General features: G+C 66.5%; 20 protein-coding genes. 7 read left to right on the forward strand and 13 right to left on the reverse strand.

Annotated elements, in window-relative coordinates; all coding sequences use genetic code 11:
- The first annotated feature begins 63 nt into the window (after positions 1–63).
- From AC3FKH_RS14580 to AC3FKH_RS14590, 3 genes are all read left to right on the forward strand, one after another.
- On the forward strand, positions 64–1,035 hold the full coding sequence (locus tag AC3FKH_RS14580; RefSeq protein WP_488676559.1) for a tripartite tricarboxylate transporter substrate binding protein: 972 nt from the start codon (positions 64–66) through the stop codon (positions 1,033–1,035).
- Positions 1,036–1,040: 5 nt separating this feature from the next.
- Positions 1,041–1,211 (forward strand): hypothetical protein, encoded by a 171-nt coding sequence (locus AC3FKH_RS14585; RefSeq protein WP_488676561.1) that lies wholly within the window; start codon positions 1,041–1,043, stop codon positions 1,209–1,211.
- A 120-nt stretch (positions 1,212–1,331) separates the two neighbouring features.
- Complete coding sequence (locus AC3FKH_RS14590) at positions 1,332–2,660, forward strand: MFS transporter (protein ID WP_488676563.1); 1,329 nt, start codon at positions 1,332–1,334, stop codon at positions 2,658–2,660.
- Between the two features lie 25 nt (positions 2,661–2,685).
- Here AC3FKH_RS14590 and AC3FKH_RS14595 read toward each other — a convergent pair whose 3' ends face one another.
- On the reverse strand, positions 2,686–3,036 hold the full coding sequence (locus tag AC3FKH_RS14595; RefSeq protein WP_488676565.1) for a type II toxin-antitoxin system ChpB family toxin: 351 nt from the start codon (positions 3,034–3,036) through the stop codon (positions 2,686–2,688).
- On the reverse strand, positions 3,030–3,281 hold the full coding sequence (locus AC3FKH_RS14600; RefSeq protein WP_488676567.1) for an AbrB/MazE/SpoVT family DNA-binding domain-containing protein: 252 nt from the start codon (positions 3,279–3,281) through the stop codon (positions 3,030–3,032). The genes AC3FKH_RS14595 and AC3FKH_RS14600 overlap by 7 nt, the downstream gene beginning before the upstream one ends.
- A gap of 241 nt (positions 3,282–3,522) precedes the next feature.
- Here AC3FKH_RS14600 and hpnJ point away from each other — a divergent pair, with 241 nt between their 5' ends.
- Positions 3,523–4,944 (forward strand): hopanoid biosynthesis associated radical SAM protein HpnJ, encoded by a 1,422-nt coding sequence (gene hpnJ / locus AC3FKH_RS14605; RefSeq protein WP_488676569.1) that lies wholly within the window; start codon positions 3,523–3,525, stop codon positions 4,942–4,944.
- Positions 4,945–4,983: 39 nt separating this feature from the next.
- A complete protein-coding gene (locus AC3FKH_RS14610) occupies positions 4,984–5,148 on the forward strand; it encodes a hypothetical protein (RefSeq protein WP_488676571.1) in 165 nt (54 codons plus the stop codon).
- Positions 5,149–5,475: 327 nt separating this feature from the next.
- Here the strand turns inward: AC3FKH_RS14610 and AC3FKH_RS14615 are convergent, their stop codons facing one another.
- The 5 genes from AC3FKH_RS14615 to AC3FKH_RS14635 all read right to left on the reverse strand — a co-directional run bounded on the left by AC3FKH_RS14615 (position 5,476) and on the right by AC3FKH_RS14635 (position 11,853).
- The gene (locus AC3FKH_RS14615; RefSeq protein ID WP_488676573.1) at positions 5,476–6,897 is read right to left on the reverse strand and encodes a multidrug effflux MFS transporter; all 1,422 of its coding nucleotides are present in this window, start codon (positions 6,895–6,897) and stop codon (positions 5,476–5,478) included.
- Between the two features lie 11 nt (positions 6,898–6,908).
- On the reverse strand, positions 6,909–8,006 hold the full coding sequence (locus AC3FKH_RS14620) for a CaiB/BaiF CoA transferase family protein (protein ID WP_488676575.1): 1,098 nt from the start codon (positions 8,004–8,006) through the stop codon (positions 6,909–6,911).
- A 15-nt stretch (positions 8,007–8,021) separates the two neighbouring features.
- Positions 8,022–9,026 (reverse strand): tripartite tricarboxylate transporter substrate binding protein, encoded by a 1,005-nt coding sequence (locus AC3FKH_RS14625; RefSeq protein WP_488676578.1) that lies wholly within the window; start codon positions 9,024–9,026, stop codon positions 8,022–8,024.
- A 78-nt stretch (positions 9,027–9,104) separates the two neighbouring features.
- Positions 9,105–10,286 carry an acyl-CoA dehydrogenase family protein gene (locus tag AC3FKH_RS14630; protein WP_488676580.1) on the reverse strand — a complete coding sequence of 394 codons (1,182 nt, stop codon included), beginning with the start codon at positions 10,284–10,286 and terminating at the stop codon, positions 9,105–9,107.
- Positions 10,287–10,299: 13 nt separating this feature from the next.
- The gene (locus tag AC3FKH_RS14635) at positions 10,300–11,853 is read right to left on the reverse strand and encodes an AMP-binding protein (protein ID WP_488676582.1); all 1,554 of its coding nucleotides are present in this window, start codon (positions 11,851–11,853) and stop codon (positions 10,300–10,302) included.
- A gap of 114 nt (positions 11,854–11,967) precedes the next feature.
- Here AC3FKH_RS14635 and AC3FKH_RS14640 point away from each other — a divergent pair, with 114 nt between their 5' ends.
- Positions 11,968–12,858, forward strand: a complete 891-nt coding sequence (locus AC3FKH_RS14640; RefSeq protein ID WP_488676584.1) for a LysR family transcriptional regulator — start codon at positions 11,968–11,970, stop codon at positions 12,856–12,858.
- Positions 12,859–12,945: 87 nt separating this feature from the next.
- Positions 12,946–13,794 (forward strand): IclR family transcriptional regulator domain-containing protein, encoded by an 849-nt coding sequence (locus tag AC3FKH_RS14645; protein ID WP_488676586.1) that lies wholly within the window; start codon positions 12,946–12,948, stop codon positions 13,792–13,794.
- Between the two features lie 66 nt (positions 13,795–13,860).
- Here the strand turns inward: AC3FKH_RS14645 and AC3FKH_RS14650 are convergent, their stop codons facing one another.
- The 6 genes from AC3FKH_RS14650 to AC3FKH_RS14675 all read right to left on the reverse strand — a co-directional run bounded on the left by AC3FKH_RS14650 (position 13,861) and on the right by AC3FKH_RS14675 (position 18,353).
- A complete protein-coding gene (locus AC3FKH_RS14650) occupies positions 13,861–14,262 on the reverse strand; it encodes a type II toxin-antitoxin system VapC family toxin (RefSeq protein WP_488676588.1) in 402 nt (133 codons plus the stop codon).
- Positions 14,259–14,501 carry an antitoxin gene (locus AC3FKH_RS14655; RefSeq protein WP_488676590.1) on the reverse strand — a complete coding sequence of 81 codons (243 nt, stop codon included), beginning with the start codon at positions 14,499–14,501 and terminating at the stop codon, positions 14,259–14,261. Before AC3FKH_RS14655 ends, AC3FKH_RS14650 begins: the two co-directional genes overlap by 4 nt.
- Before the next feature lie 195 nt (positions 14,502–14,696).
- Positions 14,697–15,479, reverse strand: a complete 783-nt coding sequence (locus tag AC3FKH_RS14660) for a flagellar brake protein (RefSeq protein WP_488676592.1) — start codon at positions 15,477–15,479, stop codon at positions 14,697–14,699.
- A 213-nt stretch (positions 15,480–15,692) separates the two neighbouring features.
- On the reverse strand, positions 15,693–16,274 hold the full coding sequence (gene thpR / locus AC3FKH_RS14665; protein ID WP_488676593.1) for an RNA 2',3'-cyclic phosphodiesterase: 582 nt from the start codon (positions 16,272–16,274) through the stop codon (positions 15,693–15,695).
- 19 nt (positions 16,275–16,293) lie between these two features.
- Entirely contained in the window at positions 16,294–16,827 is a 534-nt protein-coding gene (locus tag AC3FKH_RS14670) for a methylated-DNA--[protein]-cysteine S-methyltransferase (RefSeq protein WP_488676595.1), read from the reverse strand.
- Positions 16,824–18,353, reverse strand: a complete 1,530-nt coding sequence (locus tag AC3FKH_RS14675) for a DNA-3-methyladenine glycosylase 2 family protein (RefSeq protein ID WP_488676596.1) — start codon at positions 18,351–18,353, stop codon at positions 16,824–16,826. The genes AC3FKH_RS14670 and AC3FKH_RS14675 overlap by 4 nt, the downstream gene beginning before the upstream one ends.
- Between the last annotated feature and the right edge of the window lie 104 nt (positions 18,354–18,457).

Here is an 18,457-nt window from a genome sequence, read left to right on the forward strand (position 1 = left end):
TAGAGAGGCCCCGCGCTGCAAGGACGGCGTGGGGACCATCCAACGATAACGAGGAGACAAGCCATGAAATCCGTACTGCACCGTGCCCTTGGCGCCATTGCGCTTGCCACCTGTGCCGCCAGCGCGCTGGCGCAGGGCGGCTACCCGAACCGCCCGGTCAAGATCATCGTGCCCTGGCCGGCAGGCGGCGGCGTCGATACCGTCACCCGCACCGTGGCCGAGAAACTGAGCGCAAGCCTGGGCCAGCAGTTCGTGGTCGACAACCGTCCCGGCGCGACGGGAAATATCGGCGCGGGTGCCGCAGCCAAGGCCACGCCCGACGGCTACACGCTGCTGGTCGCGAGCGCGCCGATGGCCATCAACGCGAGCCTGCAGAAGAACCTGCCGTTCGACCTGGGCAAGGACTTCGCGCCGCTCGGCCTGATGGCGAGTTCGCCTTACATGCTCGTGGTCAGTCCATCCGTTGCGGGCTCGGTCAAGGATCTCGTCGCCCGTGCGAAGGCGGAGCCGGGCAAGCTCAGCTACGCATCGGTCGGCCCGGGCACGCAGCAGAACGTGGTCAGCGAACTCTTCAAGGACATGGCTCGCGTCGATATCGTCCACGCGCCGTACAAGGGCGGCCCGCAGGCGCTCACCGACATGGTGGGCGGCCATATCCACATGATGTTCCACGGCGTGCCGGCGGTGATGCCGTTCGTGAAGGGCGGCCAGCTCAAGGGCATTGCGGTGGCGAGCAAGCAGCGCCTGCCGTTGTTCCCGGAGATCCCGACCATGGCCGAGGCCGGCTACCCCGGCATCGAGGCAAGCGAATGGTACGGGCTGGTCGCCCCGGCCGGCACGCCGAAGGACATCGTGGCCCTGCTGGGCAAGGAGATCGAGAAGGCGCTCAATGCGCCCGGCGTGCGCCAGCAGCTGGCGAGCAAGGGGTATGAGCCAGCTGCCCCGGGTTCGCCCGACCAGTTCGGGACCTTCATTGCCGCCGAGCAGAAGAAATGGGCACTGGCCATCAAGCAGACGGGATTCCGGCTGGAATAGCCAGGTTGAGCGGAGAACTGGCCAAGGCCATGCGCAACCCAGCCGTCCGGCAGCGCCTGACGAGCCAGGGCTTCGAGCCGGTTGGCGGTACCCCGCAGGCATTCGCCAGCCTGATCGAGGCGGATCAGAAGAAATGGCCCCTCGCCGTGCGTCGCGCCGGGCTTCAGCCCGAGTAGCGTAGCGGGAAACAAGATTAAGTCGACGGCGCCCGAAAGGGCCGTCATCGGTCAGATTCAGATTGAGACAACGCGGCAGCCGGACAAGACCTGCCGGCCCGCCGCGCCAGGAGAGTTGCAATGCCCCTCGACCCCACCACCATGGCCGCACCGGCGCACCCGCCGGTATCCAGCCACGACACGGACCAGAAGAAACCCATGTCGAAGGCGTCGGCCATTACGGCCATCACCATCGGCGGCGCGCTGGAACTGTATGACTCCGGCGTCTACAACTTCTTCGCCACGCTGATCATTCCGCTCTACTTTCCCGTGGGCAATCCGTTTGGCCAGCTGCTGCTGTCCTTCGGCACGTTCGGCGCGGGCTACCTGATGCGCCCGCTCGGCGGCCTGGTGATCGGCGCCTATGCCGACCGCCGCGGCCGCAAGCCGGCGGTGCTGCTGTCGATGTGGCTGATGGCGTTCAGCGCGCTGATCCTGGTGGTGACGCCACCGTATGCCCAGATCGGTGTCATGGCCCCGATCCTGATGATCGTGGCGCGGCTGGTGCAGGGCTTTGCGATCGGCGGCGAGATGGGCTCGGCCACCGCCATGCTGATGGAGTATGCGGACGAACGCTCGCGCGGCTTCTACACCAGCTGGCAGACGGCCAGCCAGGGCATTGCCGCCGTCTTCGCCGCACTGGTGGCGCTTGGGCTCACCCATTCCCTGAGCCCGGCAGCGCTGGAACACTGGGGCTGGCGCGCGGCATTCCTGATCGGCATTCTCGTGATTCCGGTCGGGCAGGTGATTCGCCGCCGTCTGGAAGAGACGCTGGAGCCGCCCGCCCGCAAGAAGGCGGCCGCCGGTGGCTGGAAGCTGATGCGCCAGCACTGGCGTGAACTGGTGGCCAGCGTGCTGCTGATGACGGGCCTGGCCGCCGCGGTGCACCTGATCGCCTACTACCTGCCCAACTATGCCAGCTTCCAGCTCAACATCCCGCGCGGTGACGCCGTCTGGGCGGGCTTTGTTGCCGCGGGCATGATGGTTATCTTCGGCCCCATCGCCGGCTGGATGAGCGACCGCTACGGGCGCCGCACCATCGTCTGGTGGTCGCGCGTGGCGCTGCTGGTGATGGCGTACCCGGCCTTCGTGCTGATCAACGCCTTCCCGACGCTGACGTGCCTGCTGGTGGTGGTCGGCTGCCTGGCGATCCCGATGGCGATGACCTCGCCCGCCACGCTGGTGCTGGTCAGCGAGGTGCTCCCACAGCGGATGCGCGCCACCGGCATGGCGGTGACCTACTACGTGGCCATCGCGGTGTTCGGCGGCTTCGCGCAGTTGTTCTCTACCGTGCTGATCCATATGACCGGGAGCCCTAATGCGCCGGCGTTCTACCTGATCGGCTGCGGATTGGTCTCGCTGCTGGGGCTGGCGATGGTGCCCGAGACGCTGGGGAGGAAGCTTTCCTGACGGGGCGGCAAGCGCATACTAACGGTTATTCGAGAATCGTTTGAAGACGCGCCAGCGCGTCTTCCACAACCTCCGCCGGTGCTTGTTCGACTTTTCTGGCACCGCACGCCTCGAGATCCAGCGTGCGTACCATGTTCACCAGCACGACACCCTGGGTCTCGGTGCCAGAACCGGACAGCGGCACGGCAAACCCGGCGAAACGCGCGAAATCGCCACCCTGCGTAATCGGCGCCACCAAGGCGACACCTAGTGCATTGAAGGCTGCGGGCGACAGCACGAGCGCAGGACGGAAATCGCCCTGTTGCTCGCGCCCCTCTGTTGGGTTCAAGCTCACCCGCACAATATTGCCGCGGTCATACTTCGCACGCCTCACCATACTTCGCGCCCGACCGGCTTTGCGCCACTCCAGTCGCCCAACTCGTCGGGCATCGGCGCCTTGGGGTCGCACTGAGCGACCAGTTCCTGGAGTGAGTACTTGTGCCGGGCGGGCTTGAGCATGATGCCATCCGGACGAACATCCACCGTTAGCTTGTCACCCAATGCCACCTTGAGTTGCTCGAGCAAGGTAGTGGGCAGGCGCACGGCCGCGCTGTTGCCCCATTTTTGAATCGACAGTTCCATCGCCAGCTCCTTTTTTGCGTAGAGCCATTGTAGACACATGCACGTGGCGGACCAAGTCTTGGTTTCTACATTGTAGATACTTAAAAGTGACAACGTGCCGATGGTGAATTTCTCGCCATACCGGGATCACAAGGGGTAATATTCCCGAGCCGCATCCTGCCCACTCTGTGATTGACGCTGCTCCGCGAGTTCATACCAGTGACGATCGCAGTCAAGCCGACGACTTTCTCCGAGGACAGTTATGAAAACGCTGTTTCTGCAGGCACCTTCATATGACGGCTTCGATGGGGGAGCGGGCTCGCGATTCCAGACCAAGCGCGAGATCCGGTCTTTCTGGTATCCGACGTGGCTCGCCCAGCCCGCCGCGCTGATCCCGGACAGTCGCCTGGTGGATGCGCCCGCAGACGGCCTGTCGCTGGAAGCGACCCTGGACATTGCCGAGCCGTATGAGCTGGTCATCATCCATACGAGTTCTCCGTCGTTCCCGAGCGACATCCAGTTCGCGGAACACCTGAAGCGGCGCAAGCCCGCGATCCTGATCGGCATGGTTGGCGCCAAAGTGGCCGTGGATCCCCACGGCTCCCTGACGGCAAGCGACGCACTCGACTTCGTGTGCCGCGAGGAATTCGACTTCACCTGCCGGGATATCGCGCAAGGCCTGCCGTTCGAATCCATTCCCGGGCTCAGTTATCGCCTGCCCGACGGTGGCATCACGCACAACGAGGCGCGGCCGATCCTGGAAGACATGGACCAGCTTCCGTTTGTCGCGCCGGTCTACAAGCGCGACCTGACGACCCGCAATTACTTCAGCGGCTACCTCAAGCATCCTTATGTCTCGCTCTACACGGGGCGCGGCTGCAAATCACGGTGCACGTTTTGCCTGTGGCCGCACACGGTCGGGGGACATCGTTACCGCACCCGTTCGGTCGACAACGTCCTGGAAGAGGTGAAGTGGATCCGGGACAACATGCCCGAGATCAAGGAGATCATGTTCGACGATGACACCTTCACCGACCTCCGGCCAAGAGCAGAAGAGATCGCCCGCGGCCTGGGCAAGCTCGGGGTGACGTGGTCGTGCAATGCCAAGGCGAATGTGCCCTACTCAACGCTCAAGGTGATGAAGGACAACGGGCTGCGGCTGCTGCTGGTGGGCTACGAATCCGGCGACGACCAGATCCTCGTCAACGTCAAAAAGGGCCTGCGTACCGATATGGCGCGCCGCTTCAGCGAAGACTGCCGCAAACTCGGCATCAAGATCCACGGCACGTTCATTCTCGGGCTCCCGGGCGAGACGCACGAGACCATCAAGAAGACGATCGAATACGCGAAGGAGATCAACCCTCACACCATCCAGGTGTCACTCGCTGCGCCCTATCCGGGGACGGTCCTTCACAAGCAGGCGGTCGAGAATGGATGGCTCAATGACAGCAAGGTCATCACCCTGCTCAATGACTCCGGCACACAGGCTTCGACGATCGGTTATCCGCACCTGTCGCGCGAAGAGATCTATCTTGGCGTCGAAGAATTCTATAAGCGCTTCTATTTCCGGCCATCGAAGATCTGGGAAATCGTGCGCGAGATGCTGATGAGCTGGGACATGATGAAGCGGCGCTTGCAGGAAGGCGTGGAGTTCTTCAGGTTCCTGCGCGCGCGCAAGGCATAGGGGAACGTCATCCAGGCGAAGGGCCGTTGGCTTGGCACGGTGACGCTCGGCGACGCGGAACCGGTATCCGACGCAGGCGGCTGGGCGCTGGCCCTGCGGCTTGAGCACAATGTCCGGCCGCTCTGGCACATTCCCATGCCCACGGGCACGCATGCGCGGCGCTGGGCGAAGATCTTCGCGCTGGCCGCGCTGCAGAAACTCTGAGGCAGGAGGCGTGCGATCGTGGCGACCAGCGTTCCGTCACGTTCAGGTGCCAGCGGACGCCAGGGTAAACAGGGCATAAACCATGGCAATCACCAGCATGGCACCTGCGAAGCCCAGATAGTATCTGGCACCGTGGTGCGGCGGATGAGGGACAAGAGGCTTCATTGGCCTCCCCTTGAAAAAGTTGCCCACGACTGCAGCATATCCCTCGGGTCCGCAAACAACCAAGCCACCGTGTGGCCGCTGCCACGTCGGCTCGCTGCGCTGTGCACCGTTGAGCGGGGATGGCGAGCCACTCGAATGTGACCGTGCGGCGACCGCGTTGGATTACGGAGAAACGGCGACCCTACGTTGCGAAGTCAGGAACATGACCAGGCCGAACAGCTGCAACCCTGCCATGCAGATCGCCGTCTTGACTGGGGAGTCCAGTAGCGGGACCAGCAGCGCCGACAAGAGTAGATTGCCGAACTGCTGGGTCGTGACATAACCACTGGACGCCAGCCCGCGCCGCGTGGGAAAGCAATCGAGCGCCAGAAGTTGCAGACTGGGTTGCGTGATGGTCATCCCGGCCGCAAAGACCGGCAGTGCAACCAGTGCCCAGGGCATGGCGGGGGCGTGCAAGGCGCATACGGCAACGTTGAAGGTACCGGCCAACAGCATGATGGCATGCCCGATCCACACGCTTTGCTCCGGACGGACCTGGCCGGCGATGCGATGCGATGCCAGGGCCCCGAACAGAATGCCTGCCACGATCGGGATGAATACCCAGCCGAACGATTGCGCGCCCAAGCCGAGATACTGGGTCACAAAGCGCGGAGCGGTAAAGACGTAGACATAGATGGCAACATTGACGCCGGCATTGGCTAGCGCCAGGGAGATGAAGCGGCCATGTGCCAGCATGTTCCCATAGGCGAGCGCGAGCGACATGGGATCGAGCGGATGCCGGCGCGCGCGCGGCAAGGTCTCCGGGACCCATAGCCAGCAGGCGGCAAGAAGCGATGCGGACACCAGCGCCAGGAAAACGAAGATGCTGCGCCATCCGATCCACAGCAATAGCCAGCCGCCGCAGACGGGTGCAAGGGCCGGCCCGAGTGCGAAGATCATGGCGACGAGTGCCATGACCTTCTGCGCCTTGATGCCGTGGAAAACATCCCTGACCATCGCGCGGCCCACGATCACGCCAATGCCGGCGCTGCCGCCCTGCAAGGCCCGCCCGACGTGAAGCCCCCAGATGCCGGTGGCACCCGCGCAGACCAGGGATCCCAGCGTGAACAGCGCGCAGCCGAGCAGGATCATCCGCCGCCGGCCGAGGGCGTCGGAGATGGCGCCGTGCCAGGGCATCATCAGCACGAACGGCAGCAGGTAGGCGGTCAGCGACTGCTGCACCTGCGCCCCGGTGACGTGCATGTCATCGGCAATGACCGGGAAGGCAGGCAAATAGCTGGCAATGGCGAATTGCCCGAGCATCGACAATCCGGCGACGACGGCAGCCATGGCAGCGACCCCCGGCATGGGCCCTGTGTGCGGCGTTTCGCCGGATGCCGGCATGGAGGGGGTTTTCATCGGGATGTCATGAGGTTGCCCTTGGCATCCGATGTCGTGGACATCTCCGTCGTAGTCCGGTGATGAACGAGTCGTTGAGTTCCATCGGTCTCCGTGCCAGGCTGGCGAAAGCTCTGCCTCGATCGTACGAGCATCGGAGACCGCAAAGATCACAATAGGCGCCATTGACTTGGCAATTCGCGCCACAAGGCGAGTCGTCAGCCCCCGACCGAGCCCAGCGGGGGTACGGTGTCATCGGCATCCGGCAGGCCCAGCGAGAATTTCACCGGAAACCGCAGCGCGATCGCGCCCTCTTCCGGCAAGTGGCGAATGAGGCCCCGTGCCTGGACGTGCGGATCGTCGAACAATTCCCCCGCCTCCAGCGACGGCGAGAACGGTACATCGAGGGTCGCGAACACCTGTGCCCACGCAGCCAGCGTGCGCGTGCGGAACATGTCCTGGAGCAGGCCATGCACCTCGCGCTTGTGCTGCTGGCGGCCGGCACGCGCGGCAAAGCGCGCATCGCGCAGTGCCGGAAATTCCGCGCCCATGGCTTCGCACAGGTTCGTCCAGAACTTGTTCTCCAGGATCCCAAGCGCCAGGTGGCGGCCGTCGCGGGTTTCGAACAGGTCGTTGTCCGGCATCACCATCGGCGCGTCGGCGGGACGGTCCGCGTAGTCGCGTGCGGCCCATGCCCCTTGCGCGGTCCACGACAGGATCGCGTCGTGGATCGACACGTCGAGATGCTGCCCATGGCCGCTGGCGCGCGCACTCATGATGGCCACGGCCAGCGACAGTGCTGCGTAGCCCGAAGCGGCATAGTCGGAGATGCGCGCGCGCGGCCGCGACACCGTGTCATGCACCTGCACCGGCACCGACCAGTAGCCCGCCAGCGCCAGGTAGTTCAGGTCATGACCAGCATGCTCGGCGTAGGGTCCTTCCTGGCCAAAGCCGGAAATCGAGCACAGCACGATGGCGGGATTCACCTCGGCCAGCGCCGCGTAGTCCAGCCCCAACCGACGCATCACGCCCGGGCGGAAGCCCTCGACTACCGCATCGGCCTCGCGCGCCAGCACCAGGAAGGCCTCGCGGCCCTCGGCAGTCTTCAAATCGAGCGCCACGGAACGTTTGCCGCGATTGAACTGCGCAAACACCGCCTTGCCGAGCTGGCGCGAGGTATCGCCCGTGCCTGGCTGCTCCACCTTGATCACGTCGGCACCGAGCTGCATCAGCAGGCTGGTGGCGTGCGGGCCGGGCAGCAACTGGCTGACGTCCAGGATCTTCACATTCTTGAGGCAGGACCACTCTGGTTTCATCCAACGCTCCCGGATTCAGCTGATATCGCCATTCATGCCGATCGAGCGCATCAGCGCCGCGTAGCGCGCTGTGTCGGCGGCGACCATGGCCTGGAACTGCGCCGGCGACGCGCTGCGGCGCACTTCGCCGGCGTTGGCCTTGACCTGCGCTGCCAGGCGCTGTCCGGACTGCAGCTCCGCCACGGCGGTGAACAGCCGTTGCGTCAGCTCGGCGGGAAAATGCGCCGGCGCGAACAAGCCACTCCAGTTGTCGATGGCAAACCCGGGCGGCAGCACCTCGGCCAGTGTCGGCACGTCGGGAAAGAACGGCGAGCGCGAGGACGAAGACACCGCGAGCGCACGCACTTGCCCGTTGCGCAGGTACTGCGTGGCGGTGGCGAGCACCGGCATGCCGAACTGGGTCTGGTGGCTCAGCATCGCCGAGAGGATTTCCGGCGCGCCCTTGTACGGGACATGCACGGCCTCGCAGCCGGCCTGGTGCAGCAGCGCCTCGACTGCAAGATGCGCGATGCTGCCCTTGCCGCCCGAGCCGTAGTTGAACTTGCCCGGCGCCTTCTTCATCGCCTGGATCAGTTCGGACGCGGTCTTGTAGGGCGAGTCCGCCGGCACCACCAGCGCGGTCGGGCCGCCCGAGATGGCGGAAATCGCGGTGAAGTCGTGCGCCGGATCGTACGGCGGCTGCCGGTACATATGCACGTTGATGACATGCGTATTCGCCAGCAGGCCGATGGTGTAGCCGTCGGCGGCGGCGCGCTTGAGCGCATTGGCGCCGATGATGCCGCCCGCGCCGGGCATGTTCTCGACCACCAGCGGCTGGCCGAGCCGCACGCCGAGTTCGGCCGAAACCGTCCGCGCCGTGTTGTCGGGGGAACTGCCGGCCAGGAAAGGAACGATCAGCCGGATCGGGCGGTTGGGATAAGCGGCGGTCGCGGCGGCCGCGGCCGTCGCCGCGCGCACCGGTGCCAGCACGGAACTCACGGCGGCTGCGCCTGCCGTGGCAAGCCATTGTCGGCGGTTCATGGTTGTCTCCGTGGCGGGCGCCGTGTCCGGCGCCCCCTGATGTCGTGATGGGTTGAAGCAGCCGTGTCGCGCGACGATCTAAGCCGCCGCCGGTGCCGGTTCAAGAATCGCCTTGGCGATGGTGTTGCGCTGGATCTCGCTGGTGCCGGTGAAGACGCGGAACATGCGCAGCTTGCGGAACGCCTGCTCGACCGGATGGCCGCGCGTGACGCCCACGTTGCCGTGGATCTGCACGGCCTTGTCGGCGACCTCGAAGCAGCGCTCCGACACGAACAGCTTGCACGCGGCGGCCTTCATGCGCAGGTCCGCGCCGGCATCGGCCAGCGCTGCGGTCTGCGCGATCATGCATTCGCAAGCCCACAGCGCCGCAGCCATGTCGGCCAGCATGTGCTGGATGGCCTGGAAGCGCGCGATCGGGCCGCCGAACTGGCGCCTGCGTCCGGCGTATTCCACTGATGACCGGTAAGCCTGCGTCGCCAGTCCGAGCATCGACGGGCAGTGCAACAGGCGGTTGACGTTGATGCGAGACATGCCGAGGCGGAAGCCATTGCCTTCGCCGCCGAGGATGTTGGCGCGCGGCACGCGCACGTTGTCGAAGGCGATGTCGGCGTCGATATGCTGGCCTGACATCGGCACATAGGCCTGCGTCACCGTCACGCCCGGCAGGTCGAGGTCGACCAGCACGGCGCTGATGGCCGGCGGCGACACGCTCGCGTCGGTCACGCACATGACGATGGCGAAGTCGGCGAACGGCGCACCGCTGATGTAGTGCTTGCCGCCGTTGATCACCAACTCGTCGCCGTCGGGCACTGCGGTGGTGGCGATGCTTTGCGCGTCCGAGCCCGAATGCGTTTCGGTCAGCGCGAAGCACGTCGACTTCTCGCCGCGGATCACGGGACGGAAGTAGCGCTGGAGTTGATCCGGCGTGGCGTACTTGAGCATATTGCCCACGCGCGGCGGGCCGCCGAGATCGCCCAGCACATGCGGCGCCAGTGTGCAGCCGCTGGCCGCGAGGTCCGCCTTCAGCGCGCACTGCTCGGCGATATTCAGCCCCTTGCCGCCAAGCGCTTCCGGCAGGCACGCGGCATAGAGGCCAAGCTCGCTGGAGCGGCGCCACACGCCGCGCAAGGTCTCGACGGGCCAAGGGTCTTCCGAGCCAAGGCCGAGTTCGCGCTCCAGCGGGCGCAGCTCTTCATCGATAAAGCGCCGGATGGCTGCGCGCGTTTCGAGCAGCGCGGGATTGGTCAGCGTATCGAACATGGTGGTGCTTTCCTCAGTTCACGCGGCGCGATGCGCCGTGCCAGTACGGCTCGCGCACCAGCTTGCGGGCCAGCTTGCCGCTGGCGTTCTTGGGCAGTTCATCGACGAAGTCGACCGAACGCGGCGACTTGTAGTCGGCAATCCGTTCGCGGCAATGCGAGATCAATGCCTGCGCGCTGGCCTCGCGTCCCGGGCGCAGCGTGACCACGGCCTTCACGCTTTCGCCCCAGGTGTCGTCGGGCACGCTGATCACGCAGGCTTCGAGCACGTCGGGGTGCTGGTACAGCGTGGCCTCGACCTCGGTCGGATAGACGTTGAAGCCGCCCGAAATGATCATGTCCTTCTTGCGGTCCACCAGGTAGATATAGCCCTGCGCATCGACACGCGCCATGTCGCCGGTGCGCAGCCAGCCATCGACCAGCACCTCTTGCGTCAGGGCGGGCTCGCCCCAGTAGCCCTGGAACACATCGTCGCCGCGGATCACCAGTTCGCCGATCTGGTCGACGTCGACCTCGCGGCCCTGGTCATCGACCACGCGCACTTCGGTCTCGCCTAACGCACGGCCGCACGAGGCCAGCCGCTCCGGGCACGATGCCATCGCCAGTGCATGGTCGGCGGTGGACAGGCGCGTGACGCCCGAGGTCGACTCGCTCGCACCATAGCCTTGCGACAGCACCGGGCCGATGCGTTCCCAAGCCTCGCGGATCCGTGCCGGCGCCATCGGTGCGGCGCCATAGGCGAGCGTCTTCAGGCTGCTGAGGTCTGCGCCGGCCAGCGTAGGCTCGGCCAGCAGCATGTTGATCATGGCCGGGACCATGAACACGTGCGTGATGCGCAGGCGCGCCACCTCGGCCAGGAAGTGCGCGGGCTCGTATTTCTCGAACAGCACCAGCGTGGCGCCGCAGTACAGGTAGGGCTGCATCAGCATGCCTGAGGCATGCGTAACGGGGCCGATCAGCGCCAGGCGATCGCCGGGACGCGGCGGGCTATCCATGCCCATCAGCATCTTGCGCAGTGCCGCCAGCCGGTTGCCATAGCTCTGCATGGCGGCCTTGATCTTGCCGGTCGAACCGGATGAAAAATGCAGCACGGCAAGGTCATCGGCTGCCGGCACGAGCTCCGTCAATTCGGTTTCCGCCTGGGCGAGCAGCGCTTCATAGCCGGCATAGCCCGGGGCGCCCTCGCCGACGGCGATGAAGGTCTCCACCGAGCCGAAGCCGGGCGTGGTGGACGAGTAGCCGGTGTAGCCCGGCCCCGCGATCAATACACGCGGCTTGCAGTTGTCCACCACGTCAGAGGCTTCGGCAGCCGTGAAACGCGGGTTCAGCGCAGCCTTCACCAGCCCCGCCTTGTACAGCGCGCATTCGATCTCGACCAGCTCCGGGCGGTTGCGTGACTGCACGGCCACGCGGTCGCCCTTGCGCAGCCCCAGCGCGAGTAGTGCGTTGGCGAGCCGCGTCGAGCGTTCATCCAGTTGCCGGTAGGTCAGCACCTGGTCCCGGTAGAGAACGGCCGGCAGGTCGCCCCAGTAACGCGCCGCGCGGCGCAGGAAATACGCAAAGCCCATTGGCGTCTCCGTGCTGTGTGATTCGTGTCTTGTGGTTGGGCTAAGTCTGTAAGATGAACGGCATTACCACAATGCGTTATTGGCTATAAAGTCATAACCGACAGGAATGCCATCATGGAGACACGCGACATCGAATACATCCTGGCCGTGGAACGCTGCCGGGGGATCGGCCGGGCCGCGGACTGGCTGGGCATCAGCCAACCCGCGCTGACCAAGGCCGTGCAGCGCGTGGAGGCGCAGGCCGGCCTGCCACTGTTCGAGCGCACCGCCAACGGCATGAGCGTCACCCACGCGGGTCGGCTCTTTATCGAACGTGCCCGCCGCATCCATCTGGAGTACGAAGACGCACTCAAGGAGATGCAGGGCATCCGCACTGGCGAACTCGGTGTGCTGCGACTGGGGTATTCGCCTTCGTTGCCGAATGCCATCGTGCTGAGCGCCTGCCGCCAGCTCGTGAAGGAGCGGCCGGTGGCGCGCCTGAAGCTGCGCCGCCGCCTGGCCCGTGACCTGATGGACCTGCTCGCGGCCGGGGAGCTTGACCTGGCGGTGGCACCGCTGCCTCGGCATGCAACCGAGGCCTTTGCCATCGAAGCGCTGTTCGACGACCGCCTGGTCGTGGTGGCCGATGAGTCCCATCCGCTGCAGCAGCAGCGCAACCTCGGCCTGGCGGACCTGGCCGGCCAGGAGTGGCTGCTGCCCGAAGGGCATATCGTGCTGCGCCAGCAGGTCGACGAGGCCTTCCGCCGGCGTGGCCTGCCGCCCCCTGCGCTGCGCGTGGAGGTCGACTTCGGCACCGCGTCGTTGTTCGCGCTGGTCTGCGGCACGCCGATGCTGAGCATTTCCAGCGCGCACGTCGAAGCCATCATGCCGGGGCTCAGGCCGCTGGACGTGGGGCTGGATGAACTGGACTTGCGGCGGCGCATCGGCGTGGTCACGCGAGCGGGCGCGTATCTCTCGCCACTGGCACAGCGCATGACCACCTTGCTGCGCGAGCAGGTCGGCTGAGACCGCTACTCTGCTGCGATAGCGAAACCGCTGGCCCGCGGCGCCGACTCCGTTTAAGATGCGCGATTATCGAACAAAACAAGCACCATGGAGACTACCCGCCCCCTTGGCATCGGCCAGGCCCAGGCCGATACGGTCCGAGTTGCCCGCCCCCAGTCCGACCTGCTCGGCAGTTTCTCCGGCGATCCGAACTTCATGCTGTCGCTCGCGCGCGGCCTGACCGTGCTCGAAGCCTTTTCCGAGCGCAAGCGCCCGCTCACGATCTCGCAGGTGGCGCAGCGCACGCAGCTGTCGCGCGCGTCGGTGCGCCGCTGCCTGTACACGCTCGAGCAGCTTGGCTACGTGAGCCAGCAGGACGGGCAGTTCGCGCTGCGCCCGCGCGTGCTGCACCTGGGACATGCGTATTTCTCGTCGACTTCGATGGTGTCGCTGTCGCAGCCGATCCTCGACAACCTGAGCGCGCGCATCCACGAGACCTGCACGCTGGCCATCCTGGACGGCACCGACATCCTGTACCTGGTGCGCTCGGAAGTGCAGCGCGTGGTCAGTTACTCGCTCGGCATGGGCAGCCGGCTGCCGGCCTATTGCACGTCCAACGGGCGCCTGCTGCTGGCGCACCAGCCACCGTCGGTGCTCGATGGCTTCTTCGAGCATGCCGACCTGCGCCCGCGCACGCTGCAGACCAAGGTATCGCGCCAGGAACTGGAAAGCTGCTTCGAGCGCGCGCGGGAGCTGGACTACGTGATCGTCGATGAAGAGCTGGAACCGGGCCTGCGCGCGATCGCGGTGCCGGTGCGCTCGGCCGCCGGCATCGTGCTGGCGGGCATCAGCGTGAGCGTGCGCGCGGCCAAGGTGACCGAGGCAGAAATGCTGACGCGCCTGCTGCCGCCGATGCGCGAAGCGGCCGCGGCCATCGGACGCCTGATCACGTCCTGATCAACGTGTGAACAGCCGGGGGTTTTGGTCACGCTTCGGCCGCCGGTGCTCGCCCGCGCGGCCCGTTTAGTGGCCGTCGGTCTGCCAATCCTCGAACGTCAGGCCGGCCACACGGGCAAACTCTCGCACGTTGTGCGTCACAAGGATCAGGTTGCGCGCACGCGCCTGCCCCGCAATCAAGACATCGTAGGGGCCAATCGGCGTGCCGGCAGCCGCCAGATGAGCCCGAATCTCGCCGGCATGCTGGGCGTCCTCGGCTTCCAACGGTACCACCTCCAACTGCAGGGCCTCGATCCGTGCCAGGTTCGCCGCCGCTCGCTGGCTCTTGTAAGCGCCGTAGTACAGCTCGTGAGCCACGATGGACGGGAGTCCGAAATCAGCCGGGAGCTGCGTGTGCAATCGCGCCAGCATGGCGGGCTCGCCCTTGAGCATCGCAATCACGGCGTTGGCGTCGAGCAGGTACTTCATTCGAACACATCCAGGCCGGGACGGTCCTGCTCTGGGGGCTGTGTGGCAACAGCCGCCTCGAAATCGGCGTCGACGGGGCCGATCAGAGGCGCCAGCCACGCCCAGTCTTGGGGGACGGGCTCGAGGATCACCGCCGCACCATGCCGACGGATCCGGACTTCGGCGCTGTCAAAGCGGAAATCCTTTGGCAGCCGCACGGCCTGGGAGCCTCCATGACGGAAGATCTTGGCACGTTCCATGTTCGCCTCCCACCGTATCTACAAAACATAGATATGTTAAGCAGATGAGGTCGGGGATGCAACTGGATGGCACGCGAGGTGCTTTGGTAGGCGCTTCACTTCTTGCTCCTCGTCGTGCCCGCATAGCATCTGGCGGCTTGAAGCCGCACTGCCACGATAGCGCATGCAAGCGGGCAATCGAGCGCGCCCCCCGCGTCAGCCGCGGTGCGCAAGCTCCAGCGAGAACACCAGCCGCTGCAGGAAGTTCTCCATGCGGCCGTCCGGGCTGACGAAGGCGCAGCCGTAGTGGTGAATGGCGCTGTCGTCGTTGCCGACCAGCCAGTGGCCCACGATCTGGAGGTCGACGTCTAGCTTGCCCAGCTCGCGGAAGTCCAGCCGGCAGCGGCTCACCATGGTGCCGACCGGCAGCTTGTCCACACCCACGGTCCTGGAGCGCAGGCCCACGCCAGAGAGTGACAGGTCGGCGATGTCCAGCGCCAGCACGCTGTTGTCCGGGTTGCGGATCTCGCAGCGGTAGCCCTTGGTCACCAGCGTGCGCGCGCGGAAATGGCGACGGCGCTGGAAGTGGTAGAGCTTCTCGGGAAACTCCACGATAAAGGCCGGACCTTCCTCGTAGCGCGTGGCCGACGGCCGGCCAACCATGAAGTTGACCGGCACGCCGCGCAACAGGCCCGAAAAGGCGTTCTCGTCCGAGGTCATCAGCGCGTGGCGCTCGGCATCGGCGTTGCACCAGTCGAAGATAAAGGTGCGGTTGACCGGGTCCATGTGCAGCACCGACGTCACGAACTGATGGCCCGTGCGCGTGCGCACCGTGATCAGGCACTTTTGCCAGGACAGGTCCCGCAGCACCGTGCCGATCTGCGAGGTATGGGTCAGGCGGTAGCGCTCGTCAGGCAGCGCCGCGCCGGCCTCCGTGTCGGTTTCGTCTTGCGGGCCGGAACCGGCTTGGGTGGACTCGGAGGAATCTTGGAAGCTCATGGAATCACGCAACATCAGAGTGGCAGCACCGCGCGTTGGCAGGGGCGCCGCGGCAGGATCGGCTTGCGGCCCGAGCGCCGCATATTAAGGGGATGCTCCATTGGACGGCAAGACTCATGGCATGGGCTTCGGCATTCTGTGGCGAAACTTGAGCACAGACTTTTGAGGGGTAGCGCTTGCGCCGCTTTCGCGCTGCGGCGGGGCGGATTCCGTTCACGCAGAAACGGGTACGCTTGCCATCGTGTGCGCTTCGCCGGGGTCGACGAGCGGCCACGCGCCGATCGGCGCGTGCGTGGCACCGTGCCGGTCCAGGCGGCTCTCGAACAGGACGAAGCGCCGTGCCTGCCAGGGCGGCATGGCAAGCTCCCGATGCGCGGCCACCCAGTCGCGCAGCATCGCGTCGGGGACGGCCGGGCGGCACCGCGCGAGCGTCAGGTGGGCGCGGAAACGGCGCCGCTCGGGCGCGATGCCTTCAGCCTGCAGGCAATCGGTCACGGCCACATGGAGCGCGTCGAGCGCGGGGCATGGCGCAAGGCCGGCCCACAGCACGCTGCCCTGCTGGCCGCGAAAGCGTCCGGCGCCCGTCACGCGCAGCGCGAAATCCTCGGCCGCCAGCGTATCGAGCGCGGCGGTGATGCGTCCGGACTGCCCCGCATCGCACTCGCCCAGGAAACGCAAGGTCAGGTGCACCTGCGCGGCTGGCGTGGGGCGGATGCCGCTTGCCGCCGGCACGATGCCCACCAGCTGCGCCGCCACCGCCGGCGGTGTTTCCACGGCGATAAACAGGCGGGCCATGCTGGCTGCGCTGCCGCGCCTACGCTAACGCCAGCGCGCACTGCTCCATGATCGGCAGGCGCGCGGCCGCGGCAAAGCCTTCGAGTTTGAGCAGCGCGCGCTTGCGGTCAGTGCCGCCCGCATAGCCAGTCAGGTCCCCGTCTGCGCCAAGCACGCGGTGGCACGGCACGATCACCGACAGCGGATTGCGCCCCACCGCGCCGCCGACCGCGCGGACATGGCCATGCGGCAGTTCGAGCTGCCGGGTCAGCTGGCCGTAGGACACGGTCTCGCCAAACGGAATGGCACGCAGCGCCTCCCACACGCGCATCTGGAAGTCGGTGCCCGCCAGCCGCAGCGGCACCGAGAACGCTTCGAGCGACCCATCGAAGTAGGCGGCGATCTGCGCCGCCACGTCGTCGAACAGGCGCGCGGTGGCTTCGGGCACGGCGCCCGGCACCGCGCCGTGCGGATAGTACTTCTGCCCGTCGAAATAGACACCTGTCAGGAAGCTGCCCTCCGCGCGCAGCAGCATGGCGCCAAGCGGGCTGTCGATCAGGCGGTAGCTGGTCATGTCGTCACCTCGATATCGGAATTGGCAGGAGTCATGGCTGCCAAAGGTACCACTGCGCCGTCGCCCTGTGACTTCATCGCTTCATAGCGATGCCACAGGTGGATGGCGGCATACGCGCGCCACGGCGCCCACTGCGCGGTGCGGGCCTGCATGGCGCGCACGGTGTTCACGCCCAGCACCTTGCGCAACGCATAGTCGGTGCCCGGGAACGCGTCGGGCCAGCCTAGCGCGCGCATGGCGACGTACTGCGCCGTCCAGTCGCCGATCCCGTCGATCTCGCGCAGCGCCGCCACGGTTTCTTCGGGCGCCGTATGCGGCTCCAGCGGCAACGCGCCGCTGGCGACGCGCTGCGCGAGCGCGCGCAGCGTACGCGCCTTGACCGGCGACACGCCGGCGGCGGCCATCGCGGCATCGGGCAGCGCGGCGAGCGCCGCAGGCGATGGAAAGCACTGCTGCAGCGGCGTACAACCATCGATCGGCATCGCCGCGGCTGGCAAGGCATCTCCCGCCGCCTGCGCGAGCCGCGCCAGGATGCGCCGTGCCTGCACCACCGAGATCACCTGGCCGATCACGGCGCGCACCGCGATCTCGAAACCATCGACGCTGCCCGGCAGCCGCATGCCCGGCACATCGCTGGCCAGCTCGCCGAGATGGCGGTCGACGATATCGGGCCGGCAGCCAAGGTCGCACAGCCGCCGCACCTTGCCCAGCGCTTGCGGAATCACGCGCGCGAGCGAGGCCGACAGGGTCACGCGCAGAACCGACCGCGCAGGTACATGGTCCAGCCGCAGCCAGCCGCGATGCATCACGCCGCCGGCTTCCACCGCGAGCGTGCGGGCATAGGCGCCATCGCGCACCTGCTCGATGCCATCGACCGCGCGCACGGCCAGGAAGCCCAGCAGCGCCTGCCACGCCAGCGGCGGGCGGTAGCCCAGCTCGAACACCAACCGGTCGGCCACGCCGTCGGACGCGCGCTTGCGCAAGGCCATCGGCGTCAGCCCGTAGCGCGTGCGCAGCACGTCGTTGAAGCGCCGCACGCTGCCGAAGCCCGCGGCCAGTGCCACTTCGGTGACGGGCAACGCGGTATCGGTCAGCAGGCGCTTGGCCAGCAGCAGGCGCTGCGTCTGCACGTACTCCAGCACCGACACGCCGAACTGCGCCGTGAACAGGCGATGCAGGTGGCGTTCGGTCACGCCGATGCGGGCCGCCAGTGCGGCCACGCCGGCATCGGCCATGAAGCCTTCGTCGATCAGCGTGGCCGCGGCCTGCGCCAGGCGGCCGGACAGATCGGCCAGCCCGTGGCCGGGCGCCAGTTCGGGTCGGCAGCGCAGGCACGGGCGGAAGCCTTGCTTCTCCGCCGCCGCGGCGCTTTCATAGAAGGTGCAGTTCTCGCGCTTCGGGGTACGCACCGCGCACACGGGCCGGCAATAGATGCCCGTGGACGACACGCCGACAAAGAAGCGGCCGTCGAAGCGGCGGTCGTGCGAGGCCACGGCCTTGTAGCAGGTATCGGGATCGAGTTCCATGCAGGCATGCTACCGCTTCAGGCGGGCCCGCACCCGCTGGATTCGGACATTCCGTTCTGGCCAGCGACCGTGCCATGGAGCACAGTTGCAGCTACGCAGTCCGG

The organism is Cupriavidus sp. 21MJTG02-4 (genome assembly GCF_057798975.1).